The sequence below is a fragment of the Hydrogenophaga sp. A37 genome (assembly GCF_002001205.1).
GTDB lineage: Bacteria > Pseudomonadota > Gammaproteobacteria > Burkholderiales > Burkholderiaceae_C > Hydrogenophaga.
Genome location: NZ_MUNZ01000173.1, coordinates 1 through 26,774, shown reverse-complemented (window position 1 = coordinate 26,774; position 26,774 = coordinate 1). Strand labels below are relative to the sequence as shown.

Genomic DNA, 26,774 nt, shown 5'->3' with positions numbered 1-26,774 from the left:
ACGACCGCGAGATGTACAAGCGTCGCAATGAGGTCGAGCGCTTGTTCCGTCGGCTCAAAGGCTATCGCCGGATCTTCTCGCGCTTCGAGAAACTCGATCTCATGTTCCTGGGCTTCATCAGCTTCGCACTCGTCGCCGATGGATTGAGAATGTGTTAACAGGCCCTAGCGCAACAGGCCAGAGGCACCGAGGAACCGGCTTTGCCGGGCCTCTGGTGCCGCCCCCTGGCAGGGGGTGACGCCGCAGGCGGCGCGGGGGTCAGTTCGAGATGCTTGTCCTCGTCACCACCGGCTGGCCGGGCGCGGCCAGCACAAAGAAGCCCGGCAGACCTGCCGTGCCGAAATTCGTGGCCGGGTTGCGCACGAACACCGAGTCGCTGAGCGTCATGAGGCCGCTGCGGTCGTTGCTCACGTAGAACACGGCACTGCCACCCTCCACCCCCGTGTTGTCGCTGACCATGCTGCCGTAGACCGACAGCGTGAAGGTGTTGCCGTCGTTGTAGATGGCGCCGCCGCTGCCGCCACCGGGTGTGCCCGCCTGCGCCGGATTGGCGCCATGGCCGACCGCAGCGTTGTGCGTCAGCAGGCTGTTGTAGACGCTGTAGGACACGCCGATGCTGCTGAGCGCGCCGCCATTGGAGCAGCGGTTGCCCAGACCCAGGCCACCGCCAAACGTGCTCCCCACCACGTACACCGGCTGGTTCTGGTAGATGCTCAGCACCCGCACCGCGCCGCCGCCCATGTCGGGGCCGGTGGTCTCGCACCGGTTGTTGGTGAACACGCTGTTGACGATCTTGAACTGGCCGCCTCGCACGAAGATGGCACCGCCGCCGCCACCATCGGTGAGCTGGCCGATCGAGTTGCCTTGGGTGAACCCGATGTTCTGCACTGTCAGCCTCGGCGTCTCCTGGTTGTTGCAATGGGGTGTGGTCCACACCTGGGCCGAATCGCAGGTGTTCTGGTAGAGGATGCGCACGCTGTCGCCACCGCTGAGCGTCACCAGCCCGCCGCCGTCCAACGTGACGTCGGGCCGGTTGTTGAACACCTTGGCCGTGCGAGGCAGGGTGATGGTCACCGGGTTCGGCCCGCAGTTGAACCGGATCTTGCCGCCCAGCGCCACCGCGTCCACCACCGCCTGCCCGGTGCAGCTGGGCGGCGTGCCGCTGCCGATCAGGTGATTCGGCTGGCTGGTGTCCACCGCCAGGCCCTCCGGCGGCACAGGCACTGGGTTGCCGTGGTAGCCCACACCCGAAGGCGGCTGAGGATCGGCCTGTCCCAACACGTGATAGCCAATGCCCTCGTAGCGGTACTGGGGCAGGTGGGCAATCACCTGCCCGGCCTCTGCGGAACTGGTCGTGAAGAAGTGGAAACCCCGGCTGGGAACGTAGAACCGGTAGAGCGGCCGGAACCCGGACCCGGCCACCGTGCTGGCCTGGTAGGCCACGCCCTCGTAGGTGAACTGCGGCAGGGTGGCGATGATGTGGTCGCGCTCTGACTGGCTGATGGTGTAGAAGTGCACCCCCGTCTGGCCATTGAAGAAGCGGTACACCGGGCTCAGCAGGCTGTCGGCGGTGCTGCTGGCCTGAAAAGCCAGGCCTTCGTACGACATGGCAGGGAGGGTCGAGATCACGCTGTCGCGCTCGGCGGCGCTGGCGGTGTAGAAGTGGGCACTGGTGTTGCGGTTGTAGAAGCGGTACACGTTCACCGGCGTCAATGCCTTGGCAGCGAAGGCCTTCGAGGTGGCCCTGTCTTCCCCGTCGCTCGGGCCAGATTGCTGCACCTCGGCCGCGTTCAACTCGGCCGCCTTGAGCCAGGGGTCGCGCTCAGCGGTCTCCATCGCGCTGGCGCTTGTGCTCGTGTCACCCGCAGCCACTGCCTTGCCGCCCGCAGCCTCGGCGGCGCCGTTGCCCCCGCAGCCGGTCAGGCTCGCCACACCGAGAAGCCACACCGAGACCCATCCCCATGCCAACAGGCCTCCGGTCCCTGTCCGCCAACCGCTTCTTTTCGTCATCTCGAACCCACTTTGTCCACTGCCACACACACCGTCTGCCCACCGAAGCAACCACCACACTGGCACAGTTCATGCTCAAGCCCAGCACACCCAGAATGTCCCCCGAAGATTTGAACATCAACCAGCGGCACGGCTCGCACAAAAAAAGATACTGTTGTGAACTTCGGTTACCGGTGCACGCCCTCACGGGCTGGGTCTTTCGCTCCCAGTCACCAGCAACCTTGTTCAAGCTCGTGCGCCTCCCAAAACCCAGGTGAACCTCATGGCCAGCATCCCCAAACGCGCCTATGCCGACATGTTCGGCCCCACCGTCGGCGACCGTGTGCGCCTCGCCGACACCGGCCTGATCGTGGAGGTTGAAAAAGACTTCACCCTCGCCGCTGGCGGCTATGGCGAAGAGGCCAAGTTCGGCGGCGGCAAGACCATCCGCGACGGCATGGCGCAGAGCCAGCGCACGCGCGCCGAAGGCGCCGTGGACACGGTGCTGACCAACGCGCTGATCATCGACCACTGGGGCATCGTCAAGGCCGACATCGGCTTGAAGGGCGGGCACATCGTGGCCATCGGCAAGTCGGGCAACCCCGACACCATGCCCGGTGTGGACATCGTCATCGGCCCGGGCACCGAGGTCATCAGCTGCGAAGGCAACATCGTCACCGCCGGCGCCATCGACAGCCACATCCACTTCATCTGCCCGCAGCAGATCGACGAGGCCCTGGCCTCGGGCGTGACCACCATGCTCGGCGGCGGCACCGGCCCGGCCACCGGCACCTTCGCCACCACCTGCACGCCCGGCCCCTGGCACATCGAACGCATGCTGCAGGCCGCCGACGGCTTCGCCATGAACCTGGGCTTTCTGGGCAAGGGCAACGCCAGCCAGCCCGCGCCGCTGCGCGAGCAGATCGACGCCGGCGTGATCGGCCTGAAGCTCCATGAAGACTGGGGCACCACGCCCAGCGCCATCAGCAACTGCCTGGACGTGGCCGAAGAAACCGACACCCAGGTAGCGATCCACAGCGATACGCTCAACGAGTCCGGCTTCGTGGAAGACACCATCGCCGCCACCAAGGGCCGCACGCTCTGCGCTTTCCACACCGAAGGCGCCGGTGGTGGCCACGCGCCCGACATCATCCGCGTCGTCGGCGAGGCCAACTTCCTGCCCTCCTCGACCAACCCGACCATGCCCTACACCGTCAACACGCTCGACGAACACGTCGACATGCTGATGGTCTGCCACCACCTGGACGCGGGCATTCCCGAAGACCTGGCTTTTGCCGAGAGCCGCATCCGCCGCGAGACGATTGCGGCCGAGGACATCCTGCACGACATGGGCGCCATCAGCATGATGAGCAGCGACAGCCAGGCCATGGGCCGGGTCGGCGAGGTGGTGATCCGCACCTGGCAGACGGCGGACAAGATGAAATCGCAACGTGGTTCGCTGGCGGAAGACAGCAGCCGCAACGACAACTTCCGCGTCAAGCGCTACATCGCCAAATACACGATCAACCCGGCCATCGCGCACGGCATCTCGCACATCGTCGGTTCGCTGGAGGTGGGCAAGTGGGCCGATCTCGTGGTCTGGAAACCCGCCTTCTTCGGCGTCAAACCCGCCCTGGTCTTGAAGGGCGGCAGCATCGCGCTGGCCGCCATGGGCGACCCCAACGCCTCCATCCCCACGCCACAGCCGGTGCACTATCGGCCACAGTTCGGCGCCTTCGGCAGCGCGCTGGCCAAGGGCAGCCTGACCTTCGTTTCGCACGCCGGCCTGCGCGCGGGCGTGGGCGAACGCTACGGCCTGCAGAAAGCCACAGTCGCGGTGCAAAACTGCCGCAGCGTCACCAAGGCCAGCATGGTGCACAACAGCTACCTACCCAAGATGGAGATCGACCCGCAGCGCTACACCGTGCGCGCCGACGGCGTGCTGCTGACCTGCGAGCCCGCCAGCCAACTGCCCATGGCGCAGCGATACTTTCTGTTCTAAAACTTTATTACTCTTTTTCACATGATTCAAGCTTCCAAGCTCATCCCCCAAGGCCAGGGCCTCGCGCCGGTGCTGGTGCGCCGCGCCGCGCACCTGGAACTGGACTGGGATGTGCGCCAGAAAAGCCGCTTCGATGCCACGGCATCCAACGGCCGCAACGTCGGCGTGTTCCTGCCACGCGGCAGCGTGGTGCGCGGTGGCGACGTGTTGATCACGCAAGACGGGTCCCTGCTGCGCGTCGTGGCCGCCCCGCAAACCGTGCTGAAGATCACCGCCTGCACCGACCACAGCCACGGGCATGCCCACGACAGCGCGTTCGACCTGATGCGCGCCGCCTACCACCTGGGCAACCGCCACGTGCCCATCGAGCTGAAACCGGACCACCTCAAGATCGAGCCCGACCACGTGCTGGCCGACATGCTGCGCGCCATGCACCTGACCGTGGCCGAAGTGCGCGAAGCCTTCGAGCCGGAAGGCGGTGCCTACGCCGCTCATGGCGGCTCACCGGCCGGTGGACATGCCCACCAGGGCCATGACCACGGGCACGACCACGCGGCCCACGACAAGAGCGACCATCACGCCCATGGCCACGGCTGAGCCGGCAGCGCGCTCGGACGGCGGCCTGCTCCACCTCCTCTGGCTGGCCTCGCCCGCGTTGCCGGTGGGCGGTTTCTCGTATTCCGAAGGGCTGGAAGCGGCCATCGAGGCCGGGCTGGTGTCCGACGAAACCAGCGCCGCCAACTGGCTGATCGACCAGCTGCACCTGGGCCTGGCGCGCTGCGACCTGGCCGTGGTGGCACAGGCCATTCCCGCTTGGCAGGCCGGCGACGTTCCCCGCATCCAGCAGCTCAATGCCTGGGTGCTGACCACGCGCGAAACCCACGAATTTCGCCTTCAGACCGAGCAGATGGGCCGTTCGATGGTGGAGTGGGCGCGCTCGCTGGGTGAACTGGGCGAGGGCGTGTTCGAACAGCTGCAGGCCGCCGGTCTGACCCCGCCCAGCTACCCGGTGGCCATGGCCTGCGCCGCGGCCCACAGCGGCGCCAGCACGCGCGACAGCCTGCTCGGCTTTGCCTTCGGCTGGGCCGAGAACATGGTGCAGGCGGCCATCAAGTCGGTGCCCCTGGGCCAGAGCGCGGGGCAACGCATGCTCGCGCGCCTGGCGCGCGAGATCCCCATGGCGGTAGAGCACGCCATGTCGCTGGAAGACAGTGAACGCCAGGCCTTCACCCCCGGGCTGGCCATCCTGTCGGCGCGCCACGAAACCCAGTACTCTCGTCTGTTCCGTTCATGACCATGACCCCCTGCGCCGCTACGCGTCTTCCCCCTGGAAGGGAGACCACACCAGTGGCCCGGCAAAGCCGGTTCCACGGTGTGCCCGGGAAGGCGCTCCTCCCTCATCCTTTGCCCTAACCTGCCATGAGCGCCCTGCACCACATCCCCAACCGCACCAAACACCTGCCCCCGCTGCGCGTGGGCATTGGCGGCCCGGTGGGCTCCGGCAAGACCACCTTGCTCGAAATGCTGTGCAAAGCGATGCGCGAACGCTACGACCTGATCGCCATCACCAACGACATCTACACCAAGGAAGACCAGCGCCTGCTGACCGTCAGCGGCGCGCTGCCGGCCGACCGCATCATGGGCGTGGAAACCGGTGGCTGCCCGCACACCGCGATCCGCGAGGACTGCTCCATCAACCTCGAAGCCATCGACCGCATGCTGGGCGAGTTTCCCAACGCCGACATCGTGTTCGTGGAGAGCGGCGGCGACAACCTGGCCGCCACCTTCAGCCCCGAGCTGAGCGACCTCACCATCTACGTGATCGACGTCGCCGCAGGTGAAAAGATTCCGCGCAAGGGCGGTCCCGGCATCACCAAGAGCGACCTCTTCGTCATCAACAAGACCGACCTCGCGCCGCACGTGGGCGCCGACCTGGAGGTGATGAAGGCCGACACCGCCCGCATGCGGCCCGACAGCGCGCGCCGGCCCTGGGTGATGACCAACCTGAAAACCCAGGAAGGCGTGCAACAGGTGGTGGCCTTCATCGAACAGCGAGGCATGCTCACCGCGACGGCGGCCCCCTCCCCGTAGGCTAAAATTCAGCCCTCCCGGAGACGTGGGAGAGTGGTTTAATCCAGCGGTCTTGAAAACCGCCGACCCGCAAGGGTCCGTGAGTTCGAATCTCACCGTCTCCGCCAGCCCAACGCCGGGCCTCGTTCTGCCGCCGAACGATGACGACCACGACACCAGACGCACCGTTCCGCTTGCCTGCGATCCAGCCTCTGCTGCGTTCACAGCGCTTTTGGCTCTGGCTGATCATCGCGGCGGGCGCGGCCTTCCGGTTGAGGCAGTTCGCTTTCAACCGGTCTTTCTGGCACGACGAAACCCTCCTGGCCACCGCCTTCGTCGACCGGGGTTTTGCACAACTCATCTTCGAACCGCTGGCCCACAGCCAGGCTGCCCCGGTGGGGTATCTTGTTCTGGTGAAGCTGGTCACCGAAGTCCTGGGAACCCATGAATGGACGCTGAGGCTGGTGTCGCTGCTGAGTGGCATGGCCGCGTTGCTGCTGGCCTTGCCCGTCGCGCGCACGCTGTTCACCTCGTTCCCCGCCCGTGCCACGCTGGTGGGACTCGTCGCCGCTTCGCCTGTTCTGGTGTATTACAGCTCCGAGTTCAAGCAGTACCAAGGCGACGTGCTGTGCACCTTGTTGATCCTGTGGCTGACACTCCGGTTCAGACCCGAACGGCTTGGGCGTGACGCGCTGTGGCTCGCCCTGGCCGGGGCCGCGTGCGTCTGGTTTTCGCACGCCGCTGACTTTGTGCTCGCCGGCAGCGGACTCGTGCTCTGGCTGGAAATGGCGAGGCGCAGGGAACGGTCTGCGTGGCTGGCCGTGAACGCCGTCGGCGTGGTCTGGCTGGCGAGCTTCGCCATCGACTACGTCGTGTCGCTGCGCTCGCTGCCGCACGACGGCTATCTCGCCGCATTCTGGGCCACCAGCTTTGCGCCCATCCCGCCCACCAACCTCGCGGACCTGCAGTGGTTCTGGAGCAGCGCGCTCGGCCTCGTGTATCTGAGCATGCACCAGATGGGCACTGCGTTCCGAGAGGTGCTGCCCGGCTGGTTCAGTGGCGCCATCGTTGTGCTGCTGGCGCTCACCGTGCTGGGCAGCGTGGCGCTGGCGCACCAGCGGGGCCGCGCGGCCACCATGGCGGCGCTCACCCTGGTGGCGGTGCTGGGCGCATCGGCCCTTCACCAGTACCCGTTCCGCGCCCGCCTCATCCTGTTCCTGGTGCCCTTCGTGTTCCTCGCGATGGCGGCGCTCGTGCAGCAGGTGCACGACCTGCCACTGCGCCAGGGCGGAACGTGGCTGGCTGCCGCGCTGGCCATCGCCACCGTCTGGATGCCGCTGCAACTGAGTGTCCACACGCTTCGGCACCCCAACAACTACCAGGACATCCGCGGCGCGTTGCGGTACATCGACGAGCACCGCGAACCGGGCGACCATGTGATGCTCGGCAGCTGGACCTTCCCCGCCTACAGCTTCTATGCCCCGCGAGTCGGGCTGGCCGACATGCCCCTGTTTGTCTACCAGCCCACCAGCAACGAGGTCCACAACATCCGGGCCACCGTGCGGCGAATCTGTCAGGACCCCACGTCCGGCAGAACATGGGTGCTGGCCACCAACCAGATCGTGGCGAACAACCGCCACTTTCTGGCCGCGCTGAACAACCAGTCACCGCCCTTGCTCACCCTGCCCCTCGAAGGCGGTGCCCTGTTCCTACACGATTTCCGCCCGACAGCCTACTGCCAGCACCACCGCCCAAGCCCGGCCCCGAGCCCCTCCACCGCGCACTGACCGCGACCGATCGTGCACATCACTCCGGGAGAAACAGCGATTGCAGGTCGCTCAAGAAATCAAAGCCTCGCTCGGTCGGCGTGACCCACGAACCTTCCTGTACCAGCCAGCCTTTCTGCAGACCTTCACGCAGCGCCTCGCCCATCGCCGAGAGCGGCAAGCCGGTGCGGGCGCTGAAGTCAGCCAGGTTGAAGCCCTCGCGCAAGCGCAACGCATTGAGCATGTACTCGAACGGCAGGTCGCGCCGAGCGACCTCTTCAACGCTGACCACCGCGTCACCCCCGCGCGCCTTGTCCATGTACAGGCGCGGCTCGCGTGCACGCACCTGGCGCAACACGCGGTGCGCAAAGCTCAGCTTGCTGTGTGCGCCGGCGCCAATGCCGAGGTAGTCGCCAAACTGCCAGTAGTTCAGGTTGTGCCGGCAGCGGTGGCCCGCGCTAGCGTAGGCCGACACCTCGTAGCGCCCCAGGCCCTGCTCGGCGGTCAATTCGGTGATGCGGTCGAGCATGGCGTAGGCGTCGTCGTCTTCCGGCACCTGCGGCGGGAACTTGGCGAACACCGTGTTGGGTTCGATGGTGAGGTGGTAGATCGAAATGTGCGGCGGCTTGAACGACAGCGCGGTGCGGATGTCGTCTTCGCACTGCGCCAACGTCTGCCCCGGCAGCGCGTACATGATGTCGAGGTTGAAGGTGTCGAAGGCTTGGGCCGCCTCTTCCACCGCCGCCATGGCCTGCGCCCGGTCGTGCACGCGGCCCAGCGCCTTCAGGTGGGCGTCATTGAAGCTCTGCACACCGATGGACAGGCGCGTCACGCCCGCCGCGCGGAAGGCCTTGAAGCGGTCCTTTTCAAACGTGCCCGGGTTGGCCTCGAGCGTGATCTCGGCGTCAGCGTCCAGCTTCAACAGCGCGCGCACATCGCCCAACAGGCGGTCAATCGCCTCGGGTGAAAACAGGCTCGGCGTGCCGCCGCCGATGAAGACGGTGTGCACCTGCCGGCCCCAGATCAGCGGCAGCGCGGCTTCCAGGTCGGCACGCAGCGCATCGAGGTAGGCCTGCTCCGGCAGGGGTTGACCGGGCGCCGAGGTCGCGCTCCACTCGTGCGAATTGAAATCGCAATAGGGGCACTTCTTCAGGCACCACGGCAGGTGGATGTAGAGCGAGAGCGGCGGCAGGCCCTGCAGTTGCAGCGTGCCGGGGCGCATCCAGTGTTTGAGTTGTTCCGATGTGTTCATGGCCAGGGCACCGCCAAACCGGCATGGCCGGGCGGCTGGTGTCGCCCTTTGAATGGGGTGACGCCGCAGGCGGCGCGTGGGTGTTTCAAGTGAACCAGCGCGTGCGCATGAGTTCCAGCATCTGCTGGGCGGCCTTGCCACGGTGGCTGTTGGCGTTCTTTTTTTCGTCGCTCAACTGGGCGAAGGTGCAGCCGAACTGCGGCAGGTACATCACGGGGTCGAACCCGAAGCCGTTGTCCCCGATAGGCTCGCGCGTGATCAGCCCCGGCGCACGTCCGGAGGCCACCAGTGGTTCCGGGTCGTCGGCGCTGCGCAGGGCGACCAGCGTGCTCACCAGCGCCGCGCGCCGATCGCTCACATCGTTCATCTGCTCCAGCAACGCGCGCACATTGTTGTCATCGCTCTTGGCGTAGCCAAACTGGGTCGCGTAATAGGCGGTGTCCACGCCAGGCAAACCACCGAAGGCCTCCACGCACAAACCGGCGTCGTCGGCCAGTGCGGGCAAGCCGCTCACCTGCGCTGCATGGCGTGCCTTGGCAAGCGCGTTTTCGATGAAGGTGCGGTGAGGCTCGGGCGCCTCGGGAATGCCCAGCTCGGACTGACGCACCAGTTCGACACCGAGTGGCGCGAACAGCGCCTGCAGCTCAAACAGCTTGCCCTTGTTGTTGGAGGCCAGAACCAGTTTCATGAGTGGTCGCAGCGCAAGGGTTTCACGATTCGAGCGACTGCTGCTGCAGCACCACCAGCTCGGCGATGCCCTTTTCGGCCAGCGCCAGCAGCGCGTCCATCTCCTGGCGCGTGAAGGCCACGCCCTCGGCCGTGCCCTGCACCTCCACGTAATGCCCGGCGCCGGTCATCACCACGTTCATGTCGGTGTCGCAGACCGAGTCTTCCAAGTACTCCAGATCGAGCAGCGGCTGCCCATCCAGAATGCCCACCGAAATGGCGGCCACATGGCCCTTGATCGGCGAGGCGGCGATCTTGCCTTCCGCCAGCAACTTGCTCACCGCGTCTTGCGCGGCGACAAATGCGCCGGTGATGCTGGCGGTGCGCGTGCCACCGTCTGCCTGCAGCACATCGCAGTCGAGCGAAATGGTGCGCTCACCCAGCGCCTTCAGGTCGAACACCGCACGCAGCGAGCGACCGATCAGGCGCTGGATCTCCTGCGTGCGACCGCTCTGTTTGCCTTTCGCTGCTTCGCGGCTGCTGCGGGTGTGGGTGGCGCGCGGCAGCATGCCGTATTCGGCCGTCACCCAGCCTTCTCCACTGCCCTTTTTGTGCGGTGGCACTTTTTCTTCCACCGAAGCGGTGCACAGCACCTTGGTGTTGCCGAATTCAATGAGCACCGAGCCCTCTGCGTGGATGGTGTAACCGCGGGTGATGCGCACGGGGCGCAGGGCGTCGGCGGCCCGTTGGCCTGCGCGTGTGGAAACAGTCATGAATATCTCAGGTTGGGTGATTCAAAAGTCAAAAGGATGGGGGTCCGGTGCGACAAACGCTCAACCCAGAATGCGGTGAAACCGGCTTTGCCGTGCCACTCGCATTGCCCCTAGGTGGTGACGCCGCAGGCGCGCGGGGGGAGCCAATCCTCAAGCGTTCTTTTCAGCGGTGCGCCGGATCGCTTCGTTGATTTCGGCGATGGAGCGTTCGATTGCCTCATCGTCCAGGTCTTCGATGGTCGAGTCGAGCACGCCCGACTGGATGGTGGAAGCGAACACACCGTCTTCGATGTCTTCGGTGGAAATGCGCGTGGTCTGGTACTCGCCAGGCGTTTCCCACTCCATCGCCAGCACCGTGACGTTGTCGCAGCGCGGTCCACCGCGTTTGAGCGCCATTTCCACCAGCTCGGGAACGGCATGCTCGAGCGTCTGGTTGGCCAGCTCGGCAGCAATCTCAAAATCCTTTACCGTGCCCCACAGGCCGTCCGAGCACAGCAGCACGCGGTCGCCCTGCTGCAGCTGCACGGGCCCGGACAGGTCAAACACCGGCTTGGCCGGCGAACCCAGACAAGTGAACAGGATGTTGCGGTTGATGTGCGAAGTGGCACGGCCCAGGTGCGCCTGCTGCTCCATGTAGGAGTGATCGCGGGTGCGGGTGAGCAACTCACCATTGCGAACCAGGTAGAGACGCGAGTCACCGCAATGGACCCAGTGCATGTTGCCGCGCTCCATCACGGCCGCCACCAGCGTGGTCCGGGGCGTGTCGAGCATGCCTTTTTCGGCGGCGTAGCGAATGATCTGGTGGTGCGCCGCCATCAACGCGCTGGAGAGGAACTCGGGCACCTCGCGCACCGTCGGGTTCGCTGCCTTCTGGAAGTAGGCCGAGAGCGTCTGCAAGGCGAGCTGTGCCGCCATCGCCCCCTCGGGATGCCCCCCCATGCCGTCGGCCAACACAAACAGCCCGGACTCGCGCGTGTAGGCGTAGCCCATCCGGTCTTCGTTGCGCTCACGGCCTCCCTGGCGGCTGATCTGGTAGACCGAGAACTTCATTTGAACTTGGTACCAGCCACGGTCGACTTGCGAGGCGATTTCTTGTTGTCGGAAACGATGTTGTCAAACTGCAGCCGCATTTTCTCGGCCACGGTCAGCTTGGTGTAGCTGCGTTCGGTCTCACGGCTGAGCTCCTTCTGCAGAGCAAACACCGACTGCGGGCGTGAGAGCGGATCCAGCGACATGCACCATTCGACCACCTCGATCAGGTTGTCGGAATAGACACCGCGCAAACGGGAGAGCGCCAGCGACAGCCGGTCTTTTTCCAGCCGTTGCGGTGCGTCGTTGGGCGGGTAGCCTTGCATGCTCGCGTAGATGCAGGCACCGATGGCGTAAATGTCGGTCCAGGGGCCCATGCTTGAATCGCGTCGGTACATCTCGGGCGCGGCAAAACCGGGCGTGTACATGGGACGGATGAAGTTGCCTTCCTTGCTGAGCACCTCGCGCGCGGCACCAAAGTCGATCAGCACAGCACGGTTGTCGTCGGTCACAAAAATGTTGGCCGGCTTGATGTCCAAGTGCAGCATCTTGTGCTGATGCACGATGCGCAGACCACGCAGCACCTCGTCGTAGAGTGAACGGATGGTCGATTCGCGAAAGACCTTCTGCTTCTTAAGCTCACGCGCCGTGATGATGAACTCCTGCAGGGACGACCCCTCCAGGTAGTTCATCACCATGTAGACGGTTTCGTTCTCGCGAAAGAAGTTGAGCACGCTCACCACCGACTGATGGGAAATCTGGGCCAGCGCCCGCCCTTCTTCGAAAAAGCTTTTCAGACCCAGCCGGTAAAGCGAGAGTTTCTCGGGCTGCACCTGGGGCAGCAATTCGCCAGGGCCTCGGCTGGCCAGCGAAGACGGCAGGTATTCCTTGACCGCCACCTGCTGCCCCTCGGTGTCCACAGCGAGGTAAACCACACCAAAACCGCCTGCCGCCAGCTTGCGAACAATACGGTAACCGCCGATCACGGTGTCCGGCGGCAAGGAAGCGGGTTTGACCTTTGACATAATTCGGGTGGTTTCCGGAACGCCTCGTTGTGGACCATTCACTCGGATCGGGCCTTAGTCCAATGGCAGTTTACAGCATGACCGGCTACGCAACAGCCCAGTCGGGAGGCCCTCAGGCCGCGAGCAGCGGCGACCCCCAACCGGGTCTCGGCATGGAGATCCGCTCGGTCAACAGCCGCTTTCTCGACCTCACTTTCAAACTGTCGGATGAGCTTCGTGGCACCGAGCCGGCCCTGCGCGATCTGCTCGGTGCGCGCCTCAAGCGAGGCAAGGTGGAAATCCGTGCGTGGATCGAGGGTCGATCAGAAGGCACCGTTCGTTCGCCCACCGTGGCCGACCTGCAGCGCCTCGTGGGTCTGCAGGACAGCATCCAGGCCTGGTGCCCCAAGGCCTCGCCGCTTTCTGTGGCCGAGGTGCTGCAATTGACCTCGCGCCAGCAGGCCCTGCCCGGCGGCCTCCACGAAAACCTGCTGGAGTTGGCCCAAATCACGCTGGACGGCTTTGTCGCTGCCCGGGAACGTGAGGGCAAACGCCTGGCCGACATGCTGCTGGACCGGCTGAAGCAACTGCGCAGGCTGGCGAAGGACGCGCAGCCCCTGATTCCCCAACTGGTCGCACAGCAACGCCAGCGCTTCATTGACCGCTGGAACGAGGCCCTGAACGCCAGTGCCGCCGCCGGCGGCACCGGAAACACCCTCACCAGCGAAACCGTTCAGGACCGAGCGCTCACCGAAGCCACGGCCTTCGCCATTCGCATCGACGTGGCTGAGGAGCTCACCCGCCTGGACTCCCACCTGGAAGAAATCGAACGCCTGATCAAGAAAGGCAACGAGGTCGGCAAACGGCTGGACTTCCTGATTCAGGAACTGCACCGAGAAGCCAACACGATGGGCGCCAAGTCGTCCAGCCTGGAACTGACCCGCATTTCGGTCGACATGAAGGTGTTGATCGAACAGATGCGTGAACAAGTCCAGAACATCGAATAAGCCATTCCATGGAATACCCCGGAAACCTGTTTGTCGTCGCCGCCCCGAGTGGGGCAGGCAAGTCCAGTCTGGTGAAGGCCTTGATGGAGCTGGACGCTCGCGTCGTGCCATCGATCTCCCACACCACACGACCACCCCGTGGCCAGGAGCTGCACGGGCGGGAGTACTACTTTGTAAGTCGCGAGACCTTTGACCAGATGGTGTTGCAGGACGGCTTTCTGGAATGGGCGCTGGTACACGGCAACCGCTATGGCACGTCCAAACAGGCCATCGAGCAACGCATGGCCCAGGGTGCGGACGTGGTGCTGGAGATCGACTTCCAGGGCGCGATCCAGGTCAAACGCATCTTCCCGAACGCCGTGCTGATCTTCATCCTGCCCCCGAGCTGGGAAGAACTGCGTTCCCGGCTGGAGCGGCGCGCCGAGGACAGCGCTGAGGTCATCGAAGTCAGGCTGCAGAATGCCGCCCACGAGATGACGCACGCCAAAGAATTCGACTTCGTTATAATCAACGAGTTGTTCGAGCGGGCCCTGTTTGACCTCAAGGCCATCGTCCATGCCCAGCGGCTCAAGTTCGCCGCCCAGCGTATCGCCCGCAGCGATACCTTCAAAGCGCTCAACATCCTCTGAACCCCACTGCATTTACCGAGGCCCGCACATGGCACGCATCACCGTCGAAGACTGTCTGGAAAAGATCCCCAACCGCTTTCAGCTCGTACTGGCAGCCACCTACCGCGCCCGCATGCTGAGCCAAGGCCACGCACCCAAGATCGACAGCAAGAACAAGCCTGGCGTGACCGCCCTCCGCGAAATCGCCGAAGGCAAGATCGGCCTCGAAATGCTGAAAAAAGTACCACTCTGAGCGTCAGACGCCCATGAAAAAGCCCGCTGCGAGCGGGCTTTTTGTTGTCTGTCACTGCCGAAAACGTTCAAGCAGCACCGATGTTGGGCACCAGTGCCCCAGCATTCTGTCCGTTGCGCAGGGCGGCGGTGAACGCCAGCATGCGGTCAATCGGCTGACGCGCGCGCGGGATCAGCGCCGGGTCGACGTGGATCTGGTTCAGGTTCTTCTCCAGCACCTGCGCCACACCAACCAGCCCGTTCATCGCCATCCAGGGGCAGTGCGCACAGCTCTTGCAGGTGGCGCTGTTGCCCGCCGTGGGCGCCTCGATGAACACCTTGCCCGGGTTCTGCTGGCGCAGCATGTGCATCATGCCGTTGTCGGTGGCGACAATGAATTCGCTGGCGTCCAGTTCGCGCGCCGCCTTCAGGATGGCCGAGGTGGAACCCACGGCGTCGGCCAGCGCCACCACATCCGCCGGGCTCTCCGGATGCACCAGCACCTTGGCCTTGGGGTGCTCCTTTTTCAGCGCTTCGAGCTCGAAGGCCTTGAACTCGTCGTGCACGATGCACGAGCCGTTCCACATCAGCATGTCGGCACCGGTTTCGCGCTGGATGTACCCGCCCAGATGCTTGTCGGGCGCCCACAGGATCTTGTGGCCCTTGTCCTTGAGGGCCGTGACGATGTCGAGCGCGCAGCTGGACGTGACGAGCCAGTCGGAGCGCGCTTTCACCGCCGCGCTGGTGTTGGCGTAAACCACCACCGTGCGGTCGGGGTGAGCGTCACAAAAGGCGCTGAAGTCGTCGATGGGGCAACCCAGGTCGAGTGAGCAGTTGGCGTCCAGATCGGGCATCAGCACCGTCTTCTCAGGCGAGAGGATCTTGGCCGTCTCACCCATGAAGCGCACGCCCGAGACCACCAGCGTCTGCGCCGCGTGGTCACGACCGAAACGCGCCATTTCCAACGAGTCGCTCACGATGCCACCGGTCTCGACCGCCAGGTCCTGCAGATCGGGGTGCACGTAGTAGTGCGACACCATCACCGCATTGCGTTCTTTCAGCAGGGCCCGGATGCGCTCCTTGAGCTCGGCTCTCTGCTTGGGGCCAGGCTCCACCGGCACACGCGCCCAGGCGTGTTTCGTCGGACAGGCCGGCTGTTCGTATTCGACATCGATGATGGCTTCGTTGCTCATGTCAGTTGCTCCATCCGCATCGAGAAATCGATCGCTTTCACATCCTTGGTCAGGGCACCGATGGATATGCGGTCCACTCCAGTTTCGGCAAGGGCACGCACTGACTGCAGATTCACGCCGCCCGATATTTCGAGAATGGCACGCCCCGCGTTGCGGCGCACGGCATCTCGCAACGTGGGGATGTCCATGTTGTCAAGCAGCACCATCTGCGCGCCGCAGGCCAGCGCTTCGTCCAGCTGTGCCAGGGTCTCGACCTCAATTTCGACAAAACGCGCCTGGGATGCGGTTTCCTGCACACGCTCCAACACGGCGGCCACACCACCGGCGGCGGCGATGTGGTTTTCCTTGATCAACACCGCGTCGTAGAGCCCGATGCGGTGGTTCACGCCCCCGCCGACCTGCACCGCGTACTTCTGCGCTAGCCGCAGGCCGGGAAGGGTCTTGCGCGTGTCCACGATGGCCGCGCGCGTACCCGCCACGGCATCGACGAACACCGCCGTCTTGGTGGCCACCGCCGAGAGCATTTGCAGGAAATTGAGCGCGGTGCGCTCGGCGGTCAGCAGGGCCTGCGCCTTGCCTTCGATCTCCAGCACCACTTGGTCGGCCGCGCAGCGTTGGCCTTCGGTCACATGCCAGGTCAGCTGTGCAGAGGGGTCACAAGCCCGCACAGCCGCTTCGACCCAGGGCATGCCGCAGATCACGGCCGGTTCCCGCGCCAGGATGCGCGCCAGGGCGACGCGTGCGCGGTCCACCAGGGCCGCTGTGAGGTCACCCGTACCCACGTCTTCGGCCAAGGCTCGGGCCACGTCGCCACGGGCCAGTTCGGCCAGGTCGGATGGGGTGAAATCGGAGAGGTGTTTCATGGGGAGAAGCATAACGAGAAGGGGCCAACGGGATGGACTATAGTCCGCCCCATTCCGACCACCTGCCGAGGGGACATCATCATGAGCCAGCCCACCGCCCAGCCCACCACCGGCACGCCCTACGGCACCCTGCCTTCGGCTTCACCCTTGCCGCAACGCAAACCGGTGAGCCTGCCGCGTCTGCAGGAAATGCGCGACCGGGGCGAGAAGATCACCATGCTCACCGCCTACGACGCGACCTTCGCTGCCGTGGCCGACGCCGCCGGCGTCGAGTGCATTCTGGTCGGCGACTCGCTGGGCATGGTCTGCCAGGGGCTCTCGAGCACCGTGGGCGTGAGTCTGGAGACCATGCGTTACCACACCGAGAGCGTGGTGCGCGGCCTGCTGCGCGTGCAGGCCACGGCCTGGGTGATCGGCGATTTGCCCTTTGGCAGCTACCACGAGAGCAAAGAACAGGCGCTACGCAGCGCCTCGGTGCTGATGCAGGCCGGCGCTCACATGGTCAAACTCGAAGGCGGCGGCTGGACGGCCGAGACTGTGCGTTTCCTGGTGGAACGCGGCATTCCGGTCTGCGCCCACCTGGGCCTCACGCCGCAGACCGTTCATGCCCTGGGTGGCTACCGCGTGCAAGGTCGTGGCGACGCCGCTGCCCTCGTGTTGAGGCGCCATGCCGCCGAGCTGCAGGACGCGGGCGCCACCATGATGGTGCTCGAAATGGTGCCCGCCACCGTTTCCACCGAGATCACCAACGAACTCAAGACCTGCCACACCATCGGCATCGGCGCGGGCAAAGGCACGGCCGGCCAGGTGCTCGTCATGCACGACATGTTGGGCATCAACCTCGGGAAAAATCCGAAGTTCGTGCGCAACTTCATGGACGGCGCGAGCAGCGTGCGTGAAGCAATGGCGGCCTATGTTGCCGCCGTGAAGGACGGTAGCTTCCCTGACGACAAGCTGCACGCCTGGTAGACACGGATCACCCCCGCCGCGCTGCGCGCGACCCCCTCAAGGGGGCAACACCAGCCGTCTGGCAGAGCCAGCCCGACGGTGCTCCCCGGAAACTCCCCCTCGGACCTCCTCATGCAACTCGTCCACACCATCAAAGACCTCCACGCCACACTGCGACCATTCAATTCGCCGGCTTTTGTGCCGACCATGGGCAACTTGCACGAGGGGCACCTGGACCTGGTGCGCACGGCACAGCCGCTGGGTGACGTGACGGTGTCCAGCATCTTCGTCAACCGCCTGCAGTTCGCGCCACACGAGGATTTTGACACCTACCCGCGCACCCTGCAGGCCGACTGCGACCGGCTGGAGCAGGCAGGCTGCGACATCGTTTTTGCGCCTGCCGAGAAGGAGCTGTACCCCGAACCGCAGGGATACAAGATACAGCCGCCGGCCGATCTGGCCGACATCCTGGAAGGGCATTTCCGCCCGGGCTTTTTCATCGGGGTGTGCACCGTGGTGATGAAGCTGTTCCAGTGCGTGTTTTCCGAAGCCAAGGGGCCGCGCTATGCGCTGTTCGGCAAAAAGGACTACCAGCAGCAGATGGTGATCCGCCGCATGGTGCAGCAGTTCGCCATGCCGGTCGAAATCATCGCGGGCGAGACGCAGCGGGCCGCCGATGGCCTGGCGTTGAGCTCGCGCAATGGCTACCTGAGCGAGGCCGAGCGGGCTGAGGCGGTGCAACTGTCTTTGGCATTGCGTGCGCTGGCCCGCGACGCCCTGGCCGCAGCGGGCGCCATGCCCGAACAGATTGAGGGGCTTGAAGCCCGCGCCGTGCGCGCGCTGGCGCTGCGTGGCTGGCAGCCCGACTACCTGACGGTGCGGCGTCGGGCCGATCTGCGGTTGCCGAAGGCAGCCGACGCGCTGACCCCTCAATCGCTGGTGGTGCTGGGTGCGGCACGGCTTGGTCGAACACGCCTGATCGACAACTTTGAGGTGTAGATAGACACTCCCCCCGCCGGACGCGCTTTTGGCTCGACAGCCGACCGGCTACAGCGCCTCTTCTTTCGGATCGCGCCCCATCAAGGCCACCACGGCTTGTTCGGGTTTCAGTTGTCCGTCCAGCAGCGCCACCACGCCTTCGCTGATCGGCATGTCCACGCCAAGCTGACGGGCTCGGTGCACCACCGTGCGGGCGCTGTACACACCTTCAGCCACATGACCCAGCGAGTCCACCGCCTGCTTCAGTGTCATGCCCTGGGCCAGCAGCTGACCCACCTTGCGGTTGCGAGACAGGTCGCCGGTGGCGGTGAGCACGAGGTCGCCCAGCCCGGAAAGGCCCATGAATGTGTCGGTGCGGGCGCCCAGCGCCAATCCAAGTCGCGTCATTTCGGCCAGGCCACGCGTGATGAGCGCAGCGCGCGCATTGAGGCCCAGTTGCAACCCATCGCACAGCCCAGTGGCGATCGCCAGCACGTTCTTCACCGCGCCGCCCACCTCCACGCCCACGCTGTCTTCATTGGCATAGATGCGCAGCGACGGGCCGTGAAAGGCCGCCACCAGCGCATCGCGCACGCTGGCGTGTTCGCTGGCGGCCACCAGCGCGGTGGGCTGGCCACGCGCCACCTCCTGCGCGAAGCTGGGCCCGCTGAGCACGCCAGCTCGAAGATCAGGGGCGACCTGCGCCCGTATTTCATGACCCAGCAGCCCGGGCGCCTCGCTCCCTGCGGCAGGGGCTTCAAAACCCTTGCACAGCCAGGCCACTGGCGCCTGCAAATCCACGAGCTGCTCCAGCATGGCCCGCAAAGCCGCCATGGGGGTGGCAATCACCACCAGATCGGCTGCCAGGAGCAGGTCCGAAGGCCAACGCCCATCGTCGCCGACCAGCTTGAGACCCGAAGGCAAGGTGACGCCCGGTAGATAACGGCGGTTCTCGCCGTCCGCGCGCATGGCGACCACCTGGGCCGCATCGCGCGCCCACAGGCTGACCCGGTGCGGTTGACCAGGCTGACTGGCCGCGCTGATGGTCAGGGCGGTGCCCCAGGCACCCGCGCCGAGCACCACGATGTTCATCGACAGGGGCGCCAAACAGACTTACTGGGTGACGATGCGCGGAGCGTCTTCGGCCGCCTGCGCTTGCTGCTGCTCGTACATGGCCTGGAAGTTGATTTCAGCCAGGTGCACGGGCGGGAAGCCGCCGCGCTGAATCAGGTCGGCCACGTTGCCGCGCAGGTAGGGGTAAACGATCTGCGGGCAGGCGATGCCCATGATCGGACCCATCTGCTCCTGCGGCAGGTTGCGGATCTCGAAAATGCCGGCCTGCTTGGCTTCCACCAGAAACACGGTCTTGTCCTTGATCTTGGTCTGCACCGTGGCGGTCACGCAGATTTCATAGACACCGTCGGCCACGGGATTGGCTTCCACGCCGAGCTGAATGTCCACCGAGGGCTGCTCCTGTTCCAGCAGGATGGCCGGGGAATTGGGCTGCTCCAGAGAAGCCTCTTTGAGGTAGATGCGCTGGATCTGGAAGATGGGATCTTGGTCGGCCATAAAAGCTTTCTGAAGGGGTGAACAAAGACAAAACCCGCCGGGGACGGTGGTTCCACAGCGGGCGTTGGCGGCGATTATCTCAGCAACCTGACCGGGAAAATCAGGCTTGCAGGAGAGGCACCAAACCGCCATTGCGGTCGAGCGCATGCAGGTCGTCGCAGCCACCCACATGGGTATCGCCCACGAAGATCTGTGGCACGCTGGTGCGGCCGGAGAGCTTCGTCATCTGGGCACGCAGCTCGGGTTTGCCATCGACCACGATTTCTTCATAGTCGGTCACGCCACGCTGCTGCAACAGGGCTTTGGCCCGGCTGCAATACGGGCAATAGTCACTGGAATAGATCTTGACTTGAGCCATCTCAAAACTCTCAAAAAGACATCACGGGAGCGAGTGCCCCACACAGAACGCGGTGGAACCGGCTTCGCAGGGATCACTTCTCCACCGGCAAATTGGCCGAGCGCCAGGCTGCCATGCCACCGTTCAGCGAGCGGGCATTCTCGTAACCCAGCTTCTTGGCGACGGCCACCGCGCGCTTGGCGCGCGCACCCGAAGCACAGACCAGCACCACCGGCGTGGCCTTGTTTTTCACGGCGCCGGGCAGCTTGGCTTCCAGCTCGCCCAAGGGCAGGTTTTTAGCCCCCACCACGTGACCCGCCGCAAACTCGTCGGCCGCACAAACGTCCACCACCACCGCCTTTTCGCGGTTCATCAGCTGAACCACTTCGGCCGGCGTGACGCCGGCAGCGCCACCGCCACCCGAGGCCAGCGCGGGCCACATCAGCATGGCGCCGGAGCTCAACGCCACCAGCAACAGCATCCAATTGTCGATAAAGAAACTCACAGGCAACCTTTCCAGTTAAGCCTGAGATTTTAGAATGGGTGGCTGGCGCGCGCTGGCATCCTGCTGTCGCGCGCTGTTTTTCGCTCCTAACGCCCTGTCCATCCCATGTACAAACTCGTCCTGATTCGCCACGGCGAATCCACCTGGAACCTCGAAAACCGCTTCACCGGCTGGACCGACGTGGACCTGACCCCCACCGGCGTGTCGCAGGCCATGTCCGCCGGCAAGCTGCTCAAGGCCGAGGGCTACGACTTCGACATCGCCTACACCAGCGTGCTCAAGCGCGCCATCCACACGCTCTGGTACGCCATGGACGAGATGGACCGCAGCTGGCTGCCGGTGGTCAAGGACTGGCGCCTCAACGAGCGCCACTACGGCGGCCTGCAAGGCCTGAACAAGACCGACATGGCCAAGCAGTACGGCGACGAACAGGTGCTGATCTGGCGCCGCAGCTACGACACGCCGCCGCCGGCCCTGGAGGCCGCCGACCCGCGCAGCGAGCGCAGCGACCGCCGCTACGCCGGCCTCCCGGCCGATGCCGTGCCACTGACCGAGTGTCTGAAAGACACCGTGGCCCGTGTCATGCCGTTCTGGAACGAGGTGCTCGCCCCCACCATCACCAGCGGCCAGCGGGTCGTGATCGCTGCCCACGGCAACAGCATCCGCGCCATGGTCAAGTACCTGGATGGCATTTCCGACGCCGACATCGTCAACCTGAACATCCCCAACGGCATCCCGCTGGTCTACGAACTCGACGCCGATCTCAAGCCCATCAAGAGCTACTACCTGGGCGACGCCGAAGCCGCCGCGAAGGCCGCCGCAGCGGTCGCGGCTCAAGGCAAACACTGAGTGTGCCGATAGCAAGGAACCGAATCGATGGACCTTGCTCCAAGGTGTATATTGATTTGCCAGCCCGGTGATGTCACCGCTCAGCTGGCGTCCTTTTTTGGGGTATTTCGATGGGCAAACAAGTGGGACACAAGCTGAAGATCGCGGGCTGGATCGCCGTGGGCGCGGTGGCCGGGGCGCTGACCACGGTGCAGATGCAGGCGGTGGCCCGCGGATCGCTCGCCCCCTTGCCGCTGGAGGAACTGCAGCAGCTCGCCGCCGTGTTCGGCATGGTCAAGAGCGACTATGTGGAAGCGGTGGACGAGAAAAAACTCATCTCCGAAGCCATTTCGGGCATGGTCGCCAGCCTTGACCCGCATTCCCAGTACTTCGACAAGAAGTCCTTCAAGGAATTCCGCGAAGGCACCAGTGGCCGCTTCGTCGGTGTGGGCATCGAAATCACCATGGAAGACGGTCTGGTCAAGGTGGTCTCGCCCATCGAAGACTCCCCCGCCTTCCGCGCCGGCCTCAAATCGGGCGACCTGATCACCAAGATCGACGACACCGCCGTCAAGGGCCTGAGCATCAACGACGCCGTCAAGCTGATGCGCGGCGAGCCGCGCACCAAGGTGCTGCTGAGCATCTTCCGCAAGGACGAAAACCGCACCTTCCCGGTCACGATCACCCGTGAAGAGATCAAGACCCAGAGCGTGAAGACGAAGTTGGTTGAGCCCGGTTACGCCTGGGTTCGCGTGTCGCAGTTCCAGGACCGCACCATCGAAGACTTCGCCAAGAAGGTCGAAGACCTGTACAAGGCCGACCCGAAGATCAAGGGCCTGGTGCTCGACCTGCGCAACGACCCGGGCGGTCTGCTCGACGCCGCCGTGGCGCTCTCAGCCGCTTTCCTGCCGGAAAACGTGACCGTGGTCTCGACCAACGGCCAGCTCGCCGACAGCAAGTTTGTCTACACCGCCGCGCCCCAGCACTACCTGCGCCGTGGCGGCAGCGATCCGATCAAGCGCCTGACCGAGGCCACCAAGGGCGCATTGAAAAACGTGCCCCTGGTCGTGCTGGTCAACGAAGGCTCGGCCTCGGCCAGCGAGATCGTGGCCGGTGCCCTGCAAGACCACAAGCGCGGCACCATCCTGGGCAGCCAGACCTTCGGCAAGGGCTCGGTGCAGACCGTGCGCCCGCTCGGCCCTGACACCGGCCTCAAGCTCACCACCGCGCGTTACTACACGCCAGGCGGCAAGTCGATCCAGGCCAAGGGCATCGTGCCCGACGTGATGGTCGATGAAACGCTGGAAGGCAATGTGTTCGCCGCGCTGCGCACCCGCGAAGCCGACCTGACCAAACACCTGACCAACGGCAAGGATGCCAAACCGGGCGACCCTCCCCCCATGACCGATGCCCAGCGCGCCGCCGAGCAGGTGCGTGAGCAAGACCGCGAAACCGCGCGCAAGCGTCTGGAAGACGAGGCCAAGAAGAACCCCGGCCAGCGTCTGATCCCCGAGTTCGGCAGCGAAAAAGACTTTCAGCTGCAGCAGGCGCTGAACAAGCTCAAGGGCCAGCCGGTGCTGGTCAGCAAAACGCAGACCGAGCGCGAAGAAGAGAAGAAAGAAAACTGATCGGCAGCCCGCCTTGGACGACCAGCAGCTCCTGCGCTACTCGCGCCACATCCTGCTCAACGAGCTGGGCATTGAAGGTCAGGAACAGCTGCTGGCGTCCCACGCGCTGGTGATCGGCGCGGGCGGCCTGGGCTCACCGGTGGCGCTCTACCTCGGCAGCGCTGGCGTGGGCCGTATCACCGTGGTGGACCACGACGTGGTCGATGAAACCAACCTGCAACGCCAGATTGCACACACCCTTGATCGTGTGGGGCAGCCCAAGGCTGAGTCGGTGAAGGCGGCGATTGCCGCGATCAACCCCGACCCACAGGTCAACGCGCTGGTGCAACGCGCCGACGATGCCCTGCTCGACCGGCTGCTGCCGACGGTGAGCGTGGTCATCGACTGCTGCGACAACTTCGCCACCCGCCACATGGTCAACCGCGCCTGCGTGCGCCACGGCGTGCCGCTGGTGTCGGGCGCGGCGATCCGCATGGACGGCCAGCTCAGCGTGTACGACCCGCGCGACGCCGCCTCGCCGTGTTATGCCTGCGTGTTCCCCGAGACCAGCGACGTGGAAGAAACGCGCTGCGCCACCATGGGCGTGTTCGCGCCGCTGGTCGGCATCGTCGGCACCATGCAGGCGGCCGAAGCGCTCAAACTGATGTGCGGCATGGGCTCGCGCCTGACCGGGCAGCTGCTGATGATCGACGGGCGCGATCTGGGTTTCAACCAGATCGCGCTGCCGCGCCAGCCGGGTTGCGCGGTCTGCGGTCAGCCGCACTGACAGCCCCAGAACCCAGCTCAAGGCCAGGGGCAAGGCCCGTTCCGTCGCCGAAAATCGCGCGGCACCTCGGGTCGGCTCTCGGCAAACAGGCCTTTGCGTCGTTCGCGGGCCCGCTCTTCCTGCTCGGCATAAGGCCCGTTGCTGTGGCGCCAGTGGTACGACCATGCCTGGCCCTGGCTCACCAGCCAGCCGGCCACATCTTCGTCGCCCAGCCGCAGGTTCACCAGCGGACGGCCGTAGTCGTCGCGGCGGCGTTCGCGCACCACGACCACCTTCTCCAGCACACGCGCAGACAACGCATCTTTGGACGCCAGTCCACCATCCTGGCAGATCTCCGGCGCATCGATACCGTCGATGCGCAACTTGCGGTATTTGCCGCCGGCCAGCGGCTTGACCCACAGCGTGTCGCCGTCGGTCACGCGGGTCACGCGCGCTTCGTAGTTGACATCGGCCCGTGGTGGGAAGCCCGGTTGGGCGGCGTCCTGCGCGCCGGCAGCACTGCCCGCGAACGCCAGGAGCACCGCACTGAAAACAAGGGATGGAAAAAACATGCCGCGAGTCTGCCAGCTTTGCCGGCCGACCCGCTCATACGGCTTTGCATTCAAGCGTAGAACAAGGCGCGAAGCCGCAGACAGTGCGAAAGCATGGCATGGCGTTGCAACGAAGTTATACGTTTGAAGGCAACGCCGTATCACACCGCCATGTAGCGACCGGGCCGGTGGTTGATCGCCAGCGTCATGTTGAGCACCACCGCGCCCAGCACCGACCACGCAATCTGCAGCGGCGCACGCACCGAGAACGCCGCGAGCACGATGGCACAGTCCAGCGCCATCTGCAGGTGGCCCGCGCGCCAGCCGAAGCGCTCCTGCAAATAGAGCACCAGCACGTTGAAGCCGCCCAGGCTCGCGCGGTGGCGGAACAGCATGAGCATGCCCGCGCCCATCAGCAAGCCGCCGGCCACGGCCGCGAAGCCGGGCGCCAGCGCCCCGATCTCAATCCAGCCCGGCACCCAGTGCGCCAGCAGCGACAGCAGGCCCACCGCCACAAAGGTCTTGACGGTGAAACGCGCACCCATGCGCCGCCAGGCCAGCGCATAGAACGGCAGGTTGATCAGGAAAAACACCACACTGAAGCTCCAGCCCGTGGCGTAGTGCACGAGGAACGCCAGCCCGGCCGTGCCACCCGTGAGCAGCCCCACATGGCCAAACAGCACCACGCCAAAAGCCACAAACAGGGTGCCGGTCAGCAGCGCCTGCGCGTCTTCGTGCAGCTTGTGACGCCCAGGCGCGGTGGCCTGCGAGCGCGGAGGCGGCGGGGCCGAAGCGGTGGAACGGAACAGGCGCAGCAAGGCCGACATGGAACAACTGACAACGTGGGACAAGGCGCTGAGTGTCGGCCCCTCGGGCCACGTCGGCTTTGACCCAGGTCAGGATCAGTGCCTCAAGGCCGCAACACCTTGGCCACCGGGTTGTTGCGCAGGCGGTACGCGTCGGGCATGTCGGAACCCAGCAGCGGGCGCAGGTAGAGGCGGAAGGCGTCGGTCACGTCGGTGCCGCTGGCTGAGATGAACTCATCTTCCATGGTGCGCGTCTTGCCAGCCACGGCTTCGAGCGGCAGCAACTCGTAGTCGGCCGAATAAAAGCCCGTGCGCTTGATCGCCACCGAGCCGTCCACCTGGCCCCACATGGCGAACTGCACCGCCTTCTCACCCACCTCGCGTGCCTCGCGCTGGTCCACGTCGGACACGCAGCCGATGAAGCTGCGCTGCAGGTAGCCAAAGGTGTCGCCGCGCACGCGCTTGATGCCGAGCTTGTTCTTGATCTCTTCGCACAACAGATCGGCCAGCGCGCCCGTGCCCGAGAGCTGCACGTTGCCGTGCGCGTCCTTCTCGATGTCCTTGGCCAGCTGGGTGATGATGGGCTGGCCGGAAGCGTCGTGGATGCCTTCGCTCACCGCGATCACGCAGCGGCCATGGCGCTCGTACATGGCCTTCACATCGGCCAGGAACTTCGGGATTTCGAACACGCGCTCGGGCACATAGATCAGGTGCGGGCCGTCGTCTGGAAACTTCTTGCCCAGCGCCGACGCGGCCGTGAGGAAGCCCGCGTGCCGCCCCATCACCACGCCCACATAGACGCCGGGCAACGAAGCGTTGTCCAGGTTGGCGCCGGCAAAGGCCTGCGCCACAAAGCGCGCGGCCGAAGGAAAACCGGGCGTGTGGTCGTTGCCCACCAGGTCGTTGTCGATCGTCTTCGGGATGTGAATCGAGCGCAGCGGGTAGTTTGCCTTGTGCGCCTCCTCGCTCACGATGCGCACCGTGTCCGACGAGTCGTTGCCGCCGATGTAGAAGAAGTGCTCGATCTCGTGCGCCTTGAGCACCTTGAAAATTTCCTGGCAGTACTTCAGATCGGGCTTATCGCGCGTGGAGCCCAGCGCCGAGGCCGGTGTGCGCGCCACGGCTTCGAGGTTGTGGCTGGTCTCCTGCGTGAGGTCCACGAAGTTTTCGTCCACGATGCCGCGCACGCCGTGGCGCGCACCGTAGACCCGCTTCACGTTCTGGAAGCGCCGCGCCTCCAGCGCCACGCCCACGAGGGACTGGTTGATCACAGCGGTGGGGCCGCCGCCCTGGGCGACGAGGATTTTTCCGGATGACATGGGCTGCTCCTTCGAAGAGGGATGAAAAATACGGCGCTTCAGTGCCAAGAAACAATGTCAGAAAACACGTTGGGACGCTCTGTTATGGGCGCGGCTGGTCCATGGCG

The 26,774-nt window shown here is 65.0% G+C and carries 27 protein-coding genes, 1 tRNA gene and 2 pseudogenes; 15 read left to right on the top strand and 15 right to left on the bottom strand.

Features of this window, described 5'->3' with window-relative positions:
* Nucleotides 1–158: pseudogene (locus B0E41_RS23020) on the top strand (IS5/IS1182 family transposase); the annotation flags it as partial.
* Nucleotides 159–258: 100 nt separating this feature from the next.
* On the opposite strand, the gene B0E41_RS27400 reads toward B0E41_RS23020, so the two are convergent.
* Nucleotides 259–1,968 carry a hypothetical protein gene (locus B0E41_RS27400; protein ID WP_216350802.1) on the bottom strand — a complete coding sequence of 570 codons (1,710 nt, stop codon included), beginning with the start codon at nucleotides 1,966–1,968 and terminating at the stop codon, nucleotides 259–261.
* A 304-nt stretch (nucleotides 1,969–2,272) separates the two neighbouring features.
* Here B0E41_RS27400 and ureC point away from each other — a divergent pair, with 304 nt between their 5' ends.
* From ureC to B0E41_RS22985, 6 genes and pseudogenes are all read left to right on the top strand, one after another.
* A complete protein-coding gene (gene ureC, locus B0E41_RS23010) occupies nucleotides 2,273–3,991 on the top strand; it encodes an urease subunit alpha (RefSeq protein WP_077334884.1) in 1,719 nt (572 codons plus the stop codon).
* Between the two features lie 21 nt (nucleotides 3,992–4,012).
* Nucleotides 4,013–4,546: pseudogene (gene ureE, locus B0E41_RS23005) on the top strand (urease accessory protein UreE); the annotation flags it as partial.
* A gap of 28 nt (nucleotides 4,547–4,574) precedes the next feature.
* Entirely contained in the window at nucleotides 4,575–5,285 is a 711-nt protein-coding gene (locus B0E41_RS23000; RefSeq protein WP_077334878.1) for an urease accessory protein UreF, read from the top strand.
* A 125-nt stretch (nucleotides 5,286–5,410) separates the two neighbouring features.
* Nucleotides 5,411–6,082 (top strand): urease accessory protein UreG, encoded by a 672-nt coding sequence (gene ureG / locus B0E41_RS22995; protein ID WP_077334876.1) that lies wholly within the window; start codon nucleotides 5,411–5,413, stop codon nucleotides 6,080–6,082.
* Between the two features lie 19 nt (nucleotides 6,083–6,101).
* Nucleotides 6,102–6,189, top strand: a tRNA-Ser gene (locus tag B0E41_RS22990).
* Between the two features lie 33 nt (nucleotides 6,190–6,222).
* Complete coding sequence (locus B0E41_RS22985; protein ID WP_077334874.1) at nucleotides 6,223–7,848, top strand: glycosyltransferase family 39 protein; 1,626 nt, start codon at nucleotides 6,223–6,225, stop codon at nucleotides 7,846–7,848.
* Between the two features lie 19 nt (nucleotides 7,849–7,867).
* On the opposite strand, the gene hemW is transcribed toward B0E41_RS22985, so the two are convergent.
* The 5 genes from hemW to B0E41_RS22960 form a co-directional block, all read right to left on the bottom strand.
* Complete coding sequence (gene hemW / locus B0E41_RS22980; RefSeq protein WP_077334872.1) at nucleotides 7,868–9,079, bottom strand: radical SAM family heme chaperone HemW; 1,212 nt, start codon at nucleotides 9,077–9,079, stop codon at nucleotides 7,868–7,870.
* A gap of 85 nt (nucleotides 9,080–9,164) precedes the next feature.
* A complete protein-coding gene (gene rdgB / locus B0E41_RS22975; RefSeq protein WP_077334870.1) occupies nucleotides 9,165–9,767 on the bottom strand; it encodes an RdgB/HAM1 family non-canonical purine NTP pyrophosphatase in 603 nt (200 codons plus the stop codon).
* A gap of 22 nt (nucleotides 9,768–9,789) precedes the next feature.
* Nucleotides 9,790–10,518, bottom strand: coding sequence for a ribonuclease PH (gene rph, locus B0E41_RS22970; protein WP_077334867.1), 729 nt, complete (start codon nucleotides 10,516–10,518; stop codon nucleotides 9,790–9,792).
* 150 nt (nucleotides 10,519–10,668) lie between these two features.
* The gene (locus tag B0E41_RS22965; protein WP_077334865.1) at nucleotides 10,669–11,568 is read right to left on the bottom strand and encodes a protein phosphatase 2C domain-containing protein; all 900 of its coding nucleotides are present in this window, start codon (nucleotides 11,566–11,568) and stop codon (nucleotides 10,669–10,671) included.
* On the bottom strand, nucleotides 11,565–12,572 hold the full coding sequence (locus B0E41_RS22960; protein WP_077334863.1) for a serine/threonine-protein kinase: 1,008 nt from the start codon (nucleotides 12,570–12,572) through the stop codon (nucleotides 11,565–11,567). The genes B0E41_RS22965 and B0E41_RS22960 overlap by 4 nt, the downstream gene beginning before the upstream one ends.
* A gap of 62 nt (nucleotides 12,573–12,634) precedes the next feature.
* Between B0E41_RS22960 and B0E41_RS22955 the strand changes: the two genes are divergently transcribed.
* The 3 genes from B0E41_RS22955 to rpoZ are packed head-to-tail and all read left to right on the top strand — an operon-like array spanning nucleotide 12,635 to nucleotide 14,419.
* Entirely contained in the window at nucleotides 12,635–13,558 is a 924-nt protein-coding gene (locus B0E41_RS22955) for a YicC/YloC family endoribonuclease (RefSeq protein WP_077334862.1), read from the top strand.
* Nucleotides 13,559–13,566: 8 nt separating this feature from the next.
* Nucleotides 13,567–14,187 carry a guanylate kinase gene (gene gmk / locus B0E41_RS22950; RefSeq protein ID WP_077334861.1) on the top strand — a complete coding sequence of 207 codons (621 nt, stop codon included), beginning with the start codon at nucleotides 13,567–13,569 and terminating at the stop codon, nucleotides 14,185–14,187.
* Nucleotides 14,188–14,215: 28 nt separating this feature from the next.
* Nucleotides 14,216–14,419: a DNA-directed RNA polymerase subunit omega gene (gene rpoZ / locus B0E41_RS22945; protein ID WP_077334860.1), complete on the top strand. Its 204-nt coding sequence runs from the start codon at nucleotides 14,216–14,218 to the stop codon at nucleotides 14,417–14,419.
* 67 nt (nucleotides 14,420–14,486) lie between these two features.
* Here the strand turns inward: rpoZ and nadA are convergent, their stop codons facing one another.
* Both nadA and nadC read right to left on the bottom strand, forming a co-directional pair.
* Nucleotides 14,487–15,590 carry a quinolinate synthase NadA gene (gene nadA, locus B0E41_RS22940; RefSeq protein ID WP_077334859.1) on the bottom strand — a complete coding sequence of 368 codons (1,104 nt, stop codon included), beginning with the start codon at nucleotides 15,588–15,590 and terminating at the stop codon, nucleotides 14,487–14,489.
* Entirely contained in the window at nucleotides 15,587–16,453 is an 867-nt protein-coding gene (gene nadC / locus B0E41_RS22935) for a carboxylating nicotinate-nucleotide diphosphorylase (RefSeq protein WP_077334858.1), read from the bottom strand. Before nadC ends, nadA begins: the two co-directional genes overlap by 4 nt.
* A gap of 81 nt (nucleotides 16,454–16,534) precedes the next feature.
* On the opposite strand from nadC, the gene panB reads away from it, so the two are divergent.
* Both panB and panC read left to right on the top strand, forming a co-directional pair.
* Nucleotides 16,535–17,422, top strand: a complete 888-nt coding sequence (gene panB, locus B0E41_RS22930; protein ID WP_077334857.1) for a 3-methyl-2-oxobutanoate hydroxymethyltransferase — start codon at nucleotides 16,535–16,537, stop codon at nucleotides 17,420–17,422.
* 111 nt (nucleotides 17,423–17,533) lie between these two features.
* Entirely contained in the window at nucleotides 17,534–18,400 is an 867-nt protein-coding gene (gene panC, locus B0E41_RS22925; RefSeq protein ID WP_077334847.1) for a pantoate--beta-alanine ligase, read from the top strand.
* Nucleotides 18,401–18,448: 48 nt separating this feature from the next.
* Here panC and B0E41_RS22920 read toward each other — a convergent pair whose 3' ends face one another.
* From B0E41_RS22920 to B0E41_RS22905, 4 genes are all read right to left on the bottom strand, one after another.
* Entirely contained in the window at nucleotides 18,449–19,471 is a 1,023-nt protein-coding gene (locus B0E41_RS22920) for an NAD(P)H-dependent glycerol-3-phosphate dehydrogenase (protein ID WP_077334846.1), read from the bottom strand.
* Between the two features lie 21 nt (nucleotides 19,472–19,492).
* Nucleotides 19,493–19,948, bottom strand: a complete 456-nt coding sequence (secB, locus tag B0E41_RS22915; RefSeq protein ID WP_077334844.1) for a protein-export chaperone SecB — start codon at nucleotides 19,946–19,948, stop codon at nucleotides 19,493–19,495.
* Nucleotides 19,949–20,048: 100 nt separating this feature from the next.
* Nucleotides 20,049–20,306: a glutaredoxin 3 gene (gene grxC, locus B0E41_RS22910; RefSeq protein ID WP_077334842.1), complete on the bottom strand. Its 258-nt coding sequence runs from the start codon at nucleotides 20,304–20,306 to the stop codon at nucleotides 20,049–20,051.
* A gap of 73 nt (nucleotides 20,307–20,379) precedes the next feature.
* Nucleotides 20,380–20,790: a rhodanese-like domain-containing protein gene (locus B0E41_RS22905; protein ID WP_077334832.1), complete on the bottom strand. Its 411-nt coding sequence runs from the start codon at nucleotides 20,788–20,790 to the stop codon at nucleotides 20,380–20,382.
* A 105-nt stretch (nucleotides 20,791–20,895) separates the two neighbouring features.
* Between B0E41_RS22905 and gpmA the strand changes: the two genes are divergently transcribed.
* From gpmA to moeB, 3 genes are all read left to right on the top strand, one after another.
* Nucleotides 20,896–21,639, top strand: coding sequence for a 2,3-diphosphoglycerate-dependent phosphoglycerate mutase (gene gpmA, locus B0E41_RS22900; RefSeq protein ID WP_077334830.1), 744 nt, complete (start codon nucleotides 20,896–20,898; stop codon nucleotides 21,637–21,639).
* Between the two features lie 122 nt (nucleotides 21,640–21,761).
* Nucleotides 21,762–23,246 (top strand): S41 family peptidase, encoded by a 1,485-nt coding sequence (locus B0E41_RS22895; protein WP_077334882.1) that lies wholly within the window; start codon nucleotides 21,762–21,764, stop codon nucleotides 23,244–23,246.
* A 13-nt stretch (nucleotides 23,247–23,259) separates the two neighbouring features.
* Complete coding sequence (moeB, locus tag B0E41_RS22890) at nucleotides 23,260–24,012, top strand: molybdopterin-synthase adenylyltransferase MoeB (RefSeq protein WP_077334828.1); 753 nt, start codon at nucleotides 23,260–23,262, stop codon at nucleotides 24,010–24,012.
* 17 nt (nucleotides 24,013–24,029) lie between these two features.
* On the opposite strand, the gene B0E41_RS22885 is transcribed toward moeB, so the two are convergent.
* The 3 genes from B0E41_RS22885 to B0E41_RS22875 form a co-directional block, all read right to left on the bottom strand.
* On the bottom strand, nucleotides 24,030–24,563 hold the full coding sequence (locus B0E41_RS22885) for a thermonuclease family protein (RefSeq protein WP_077334826.1): 534 nt from the start codon (nucleotides 24,561–24,563) through the stop codon (nucleotides 24,030–24,032).
* Nucleotides 24,564–24,703: 140 nt separating this feature from the next.
* Nucleotides 24,704–25,369 (bottom strand): YitT family protein, encoded by a 666-nt coding sequence (locus tag B0E41_RS22880; protein WP_077334824.1) that lies wholly within the window; start codon nucleotides 25,367–25,369, stop codon nucleotides 24,704–24,706.
* An 83-nt stretch (nucleotides 25,370–25,452) separates the two neighbouring features.
* The gene (locus B0E41_RS22875; RefSeq protein WP_077334822.1) at nucleotides 25,453–26,667 is read right to left on the bottom strand and encodes a 6-phosphofructokinase; all 1,215 of its coding nucleotides are present in this window, start codon (nucleotides 26,665–26,667) and stop codon (nucleotides 25,453–25,455) included.
* Nucleotides 26,668–26,774: the final 107 nt, after the last annotated feature.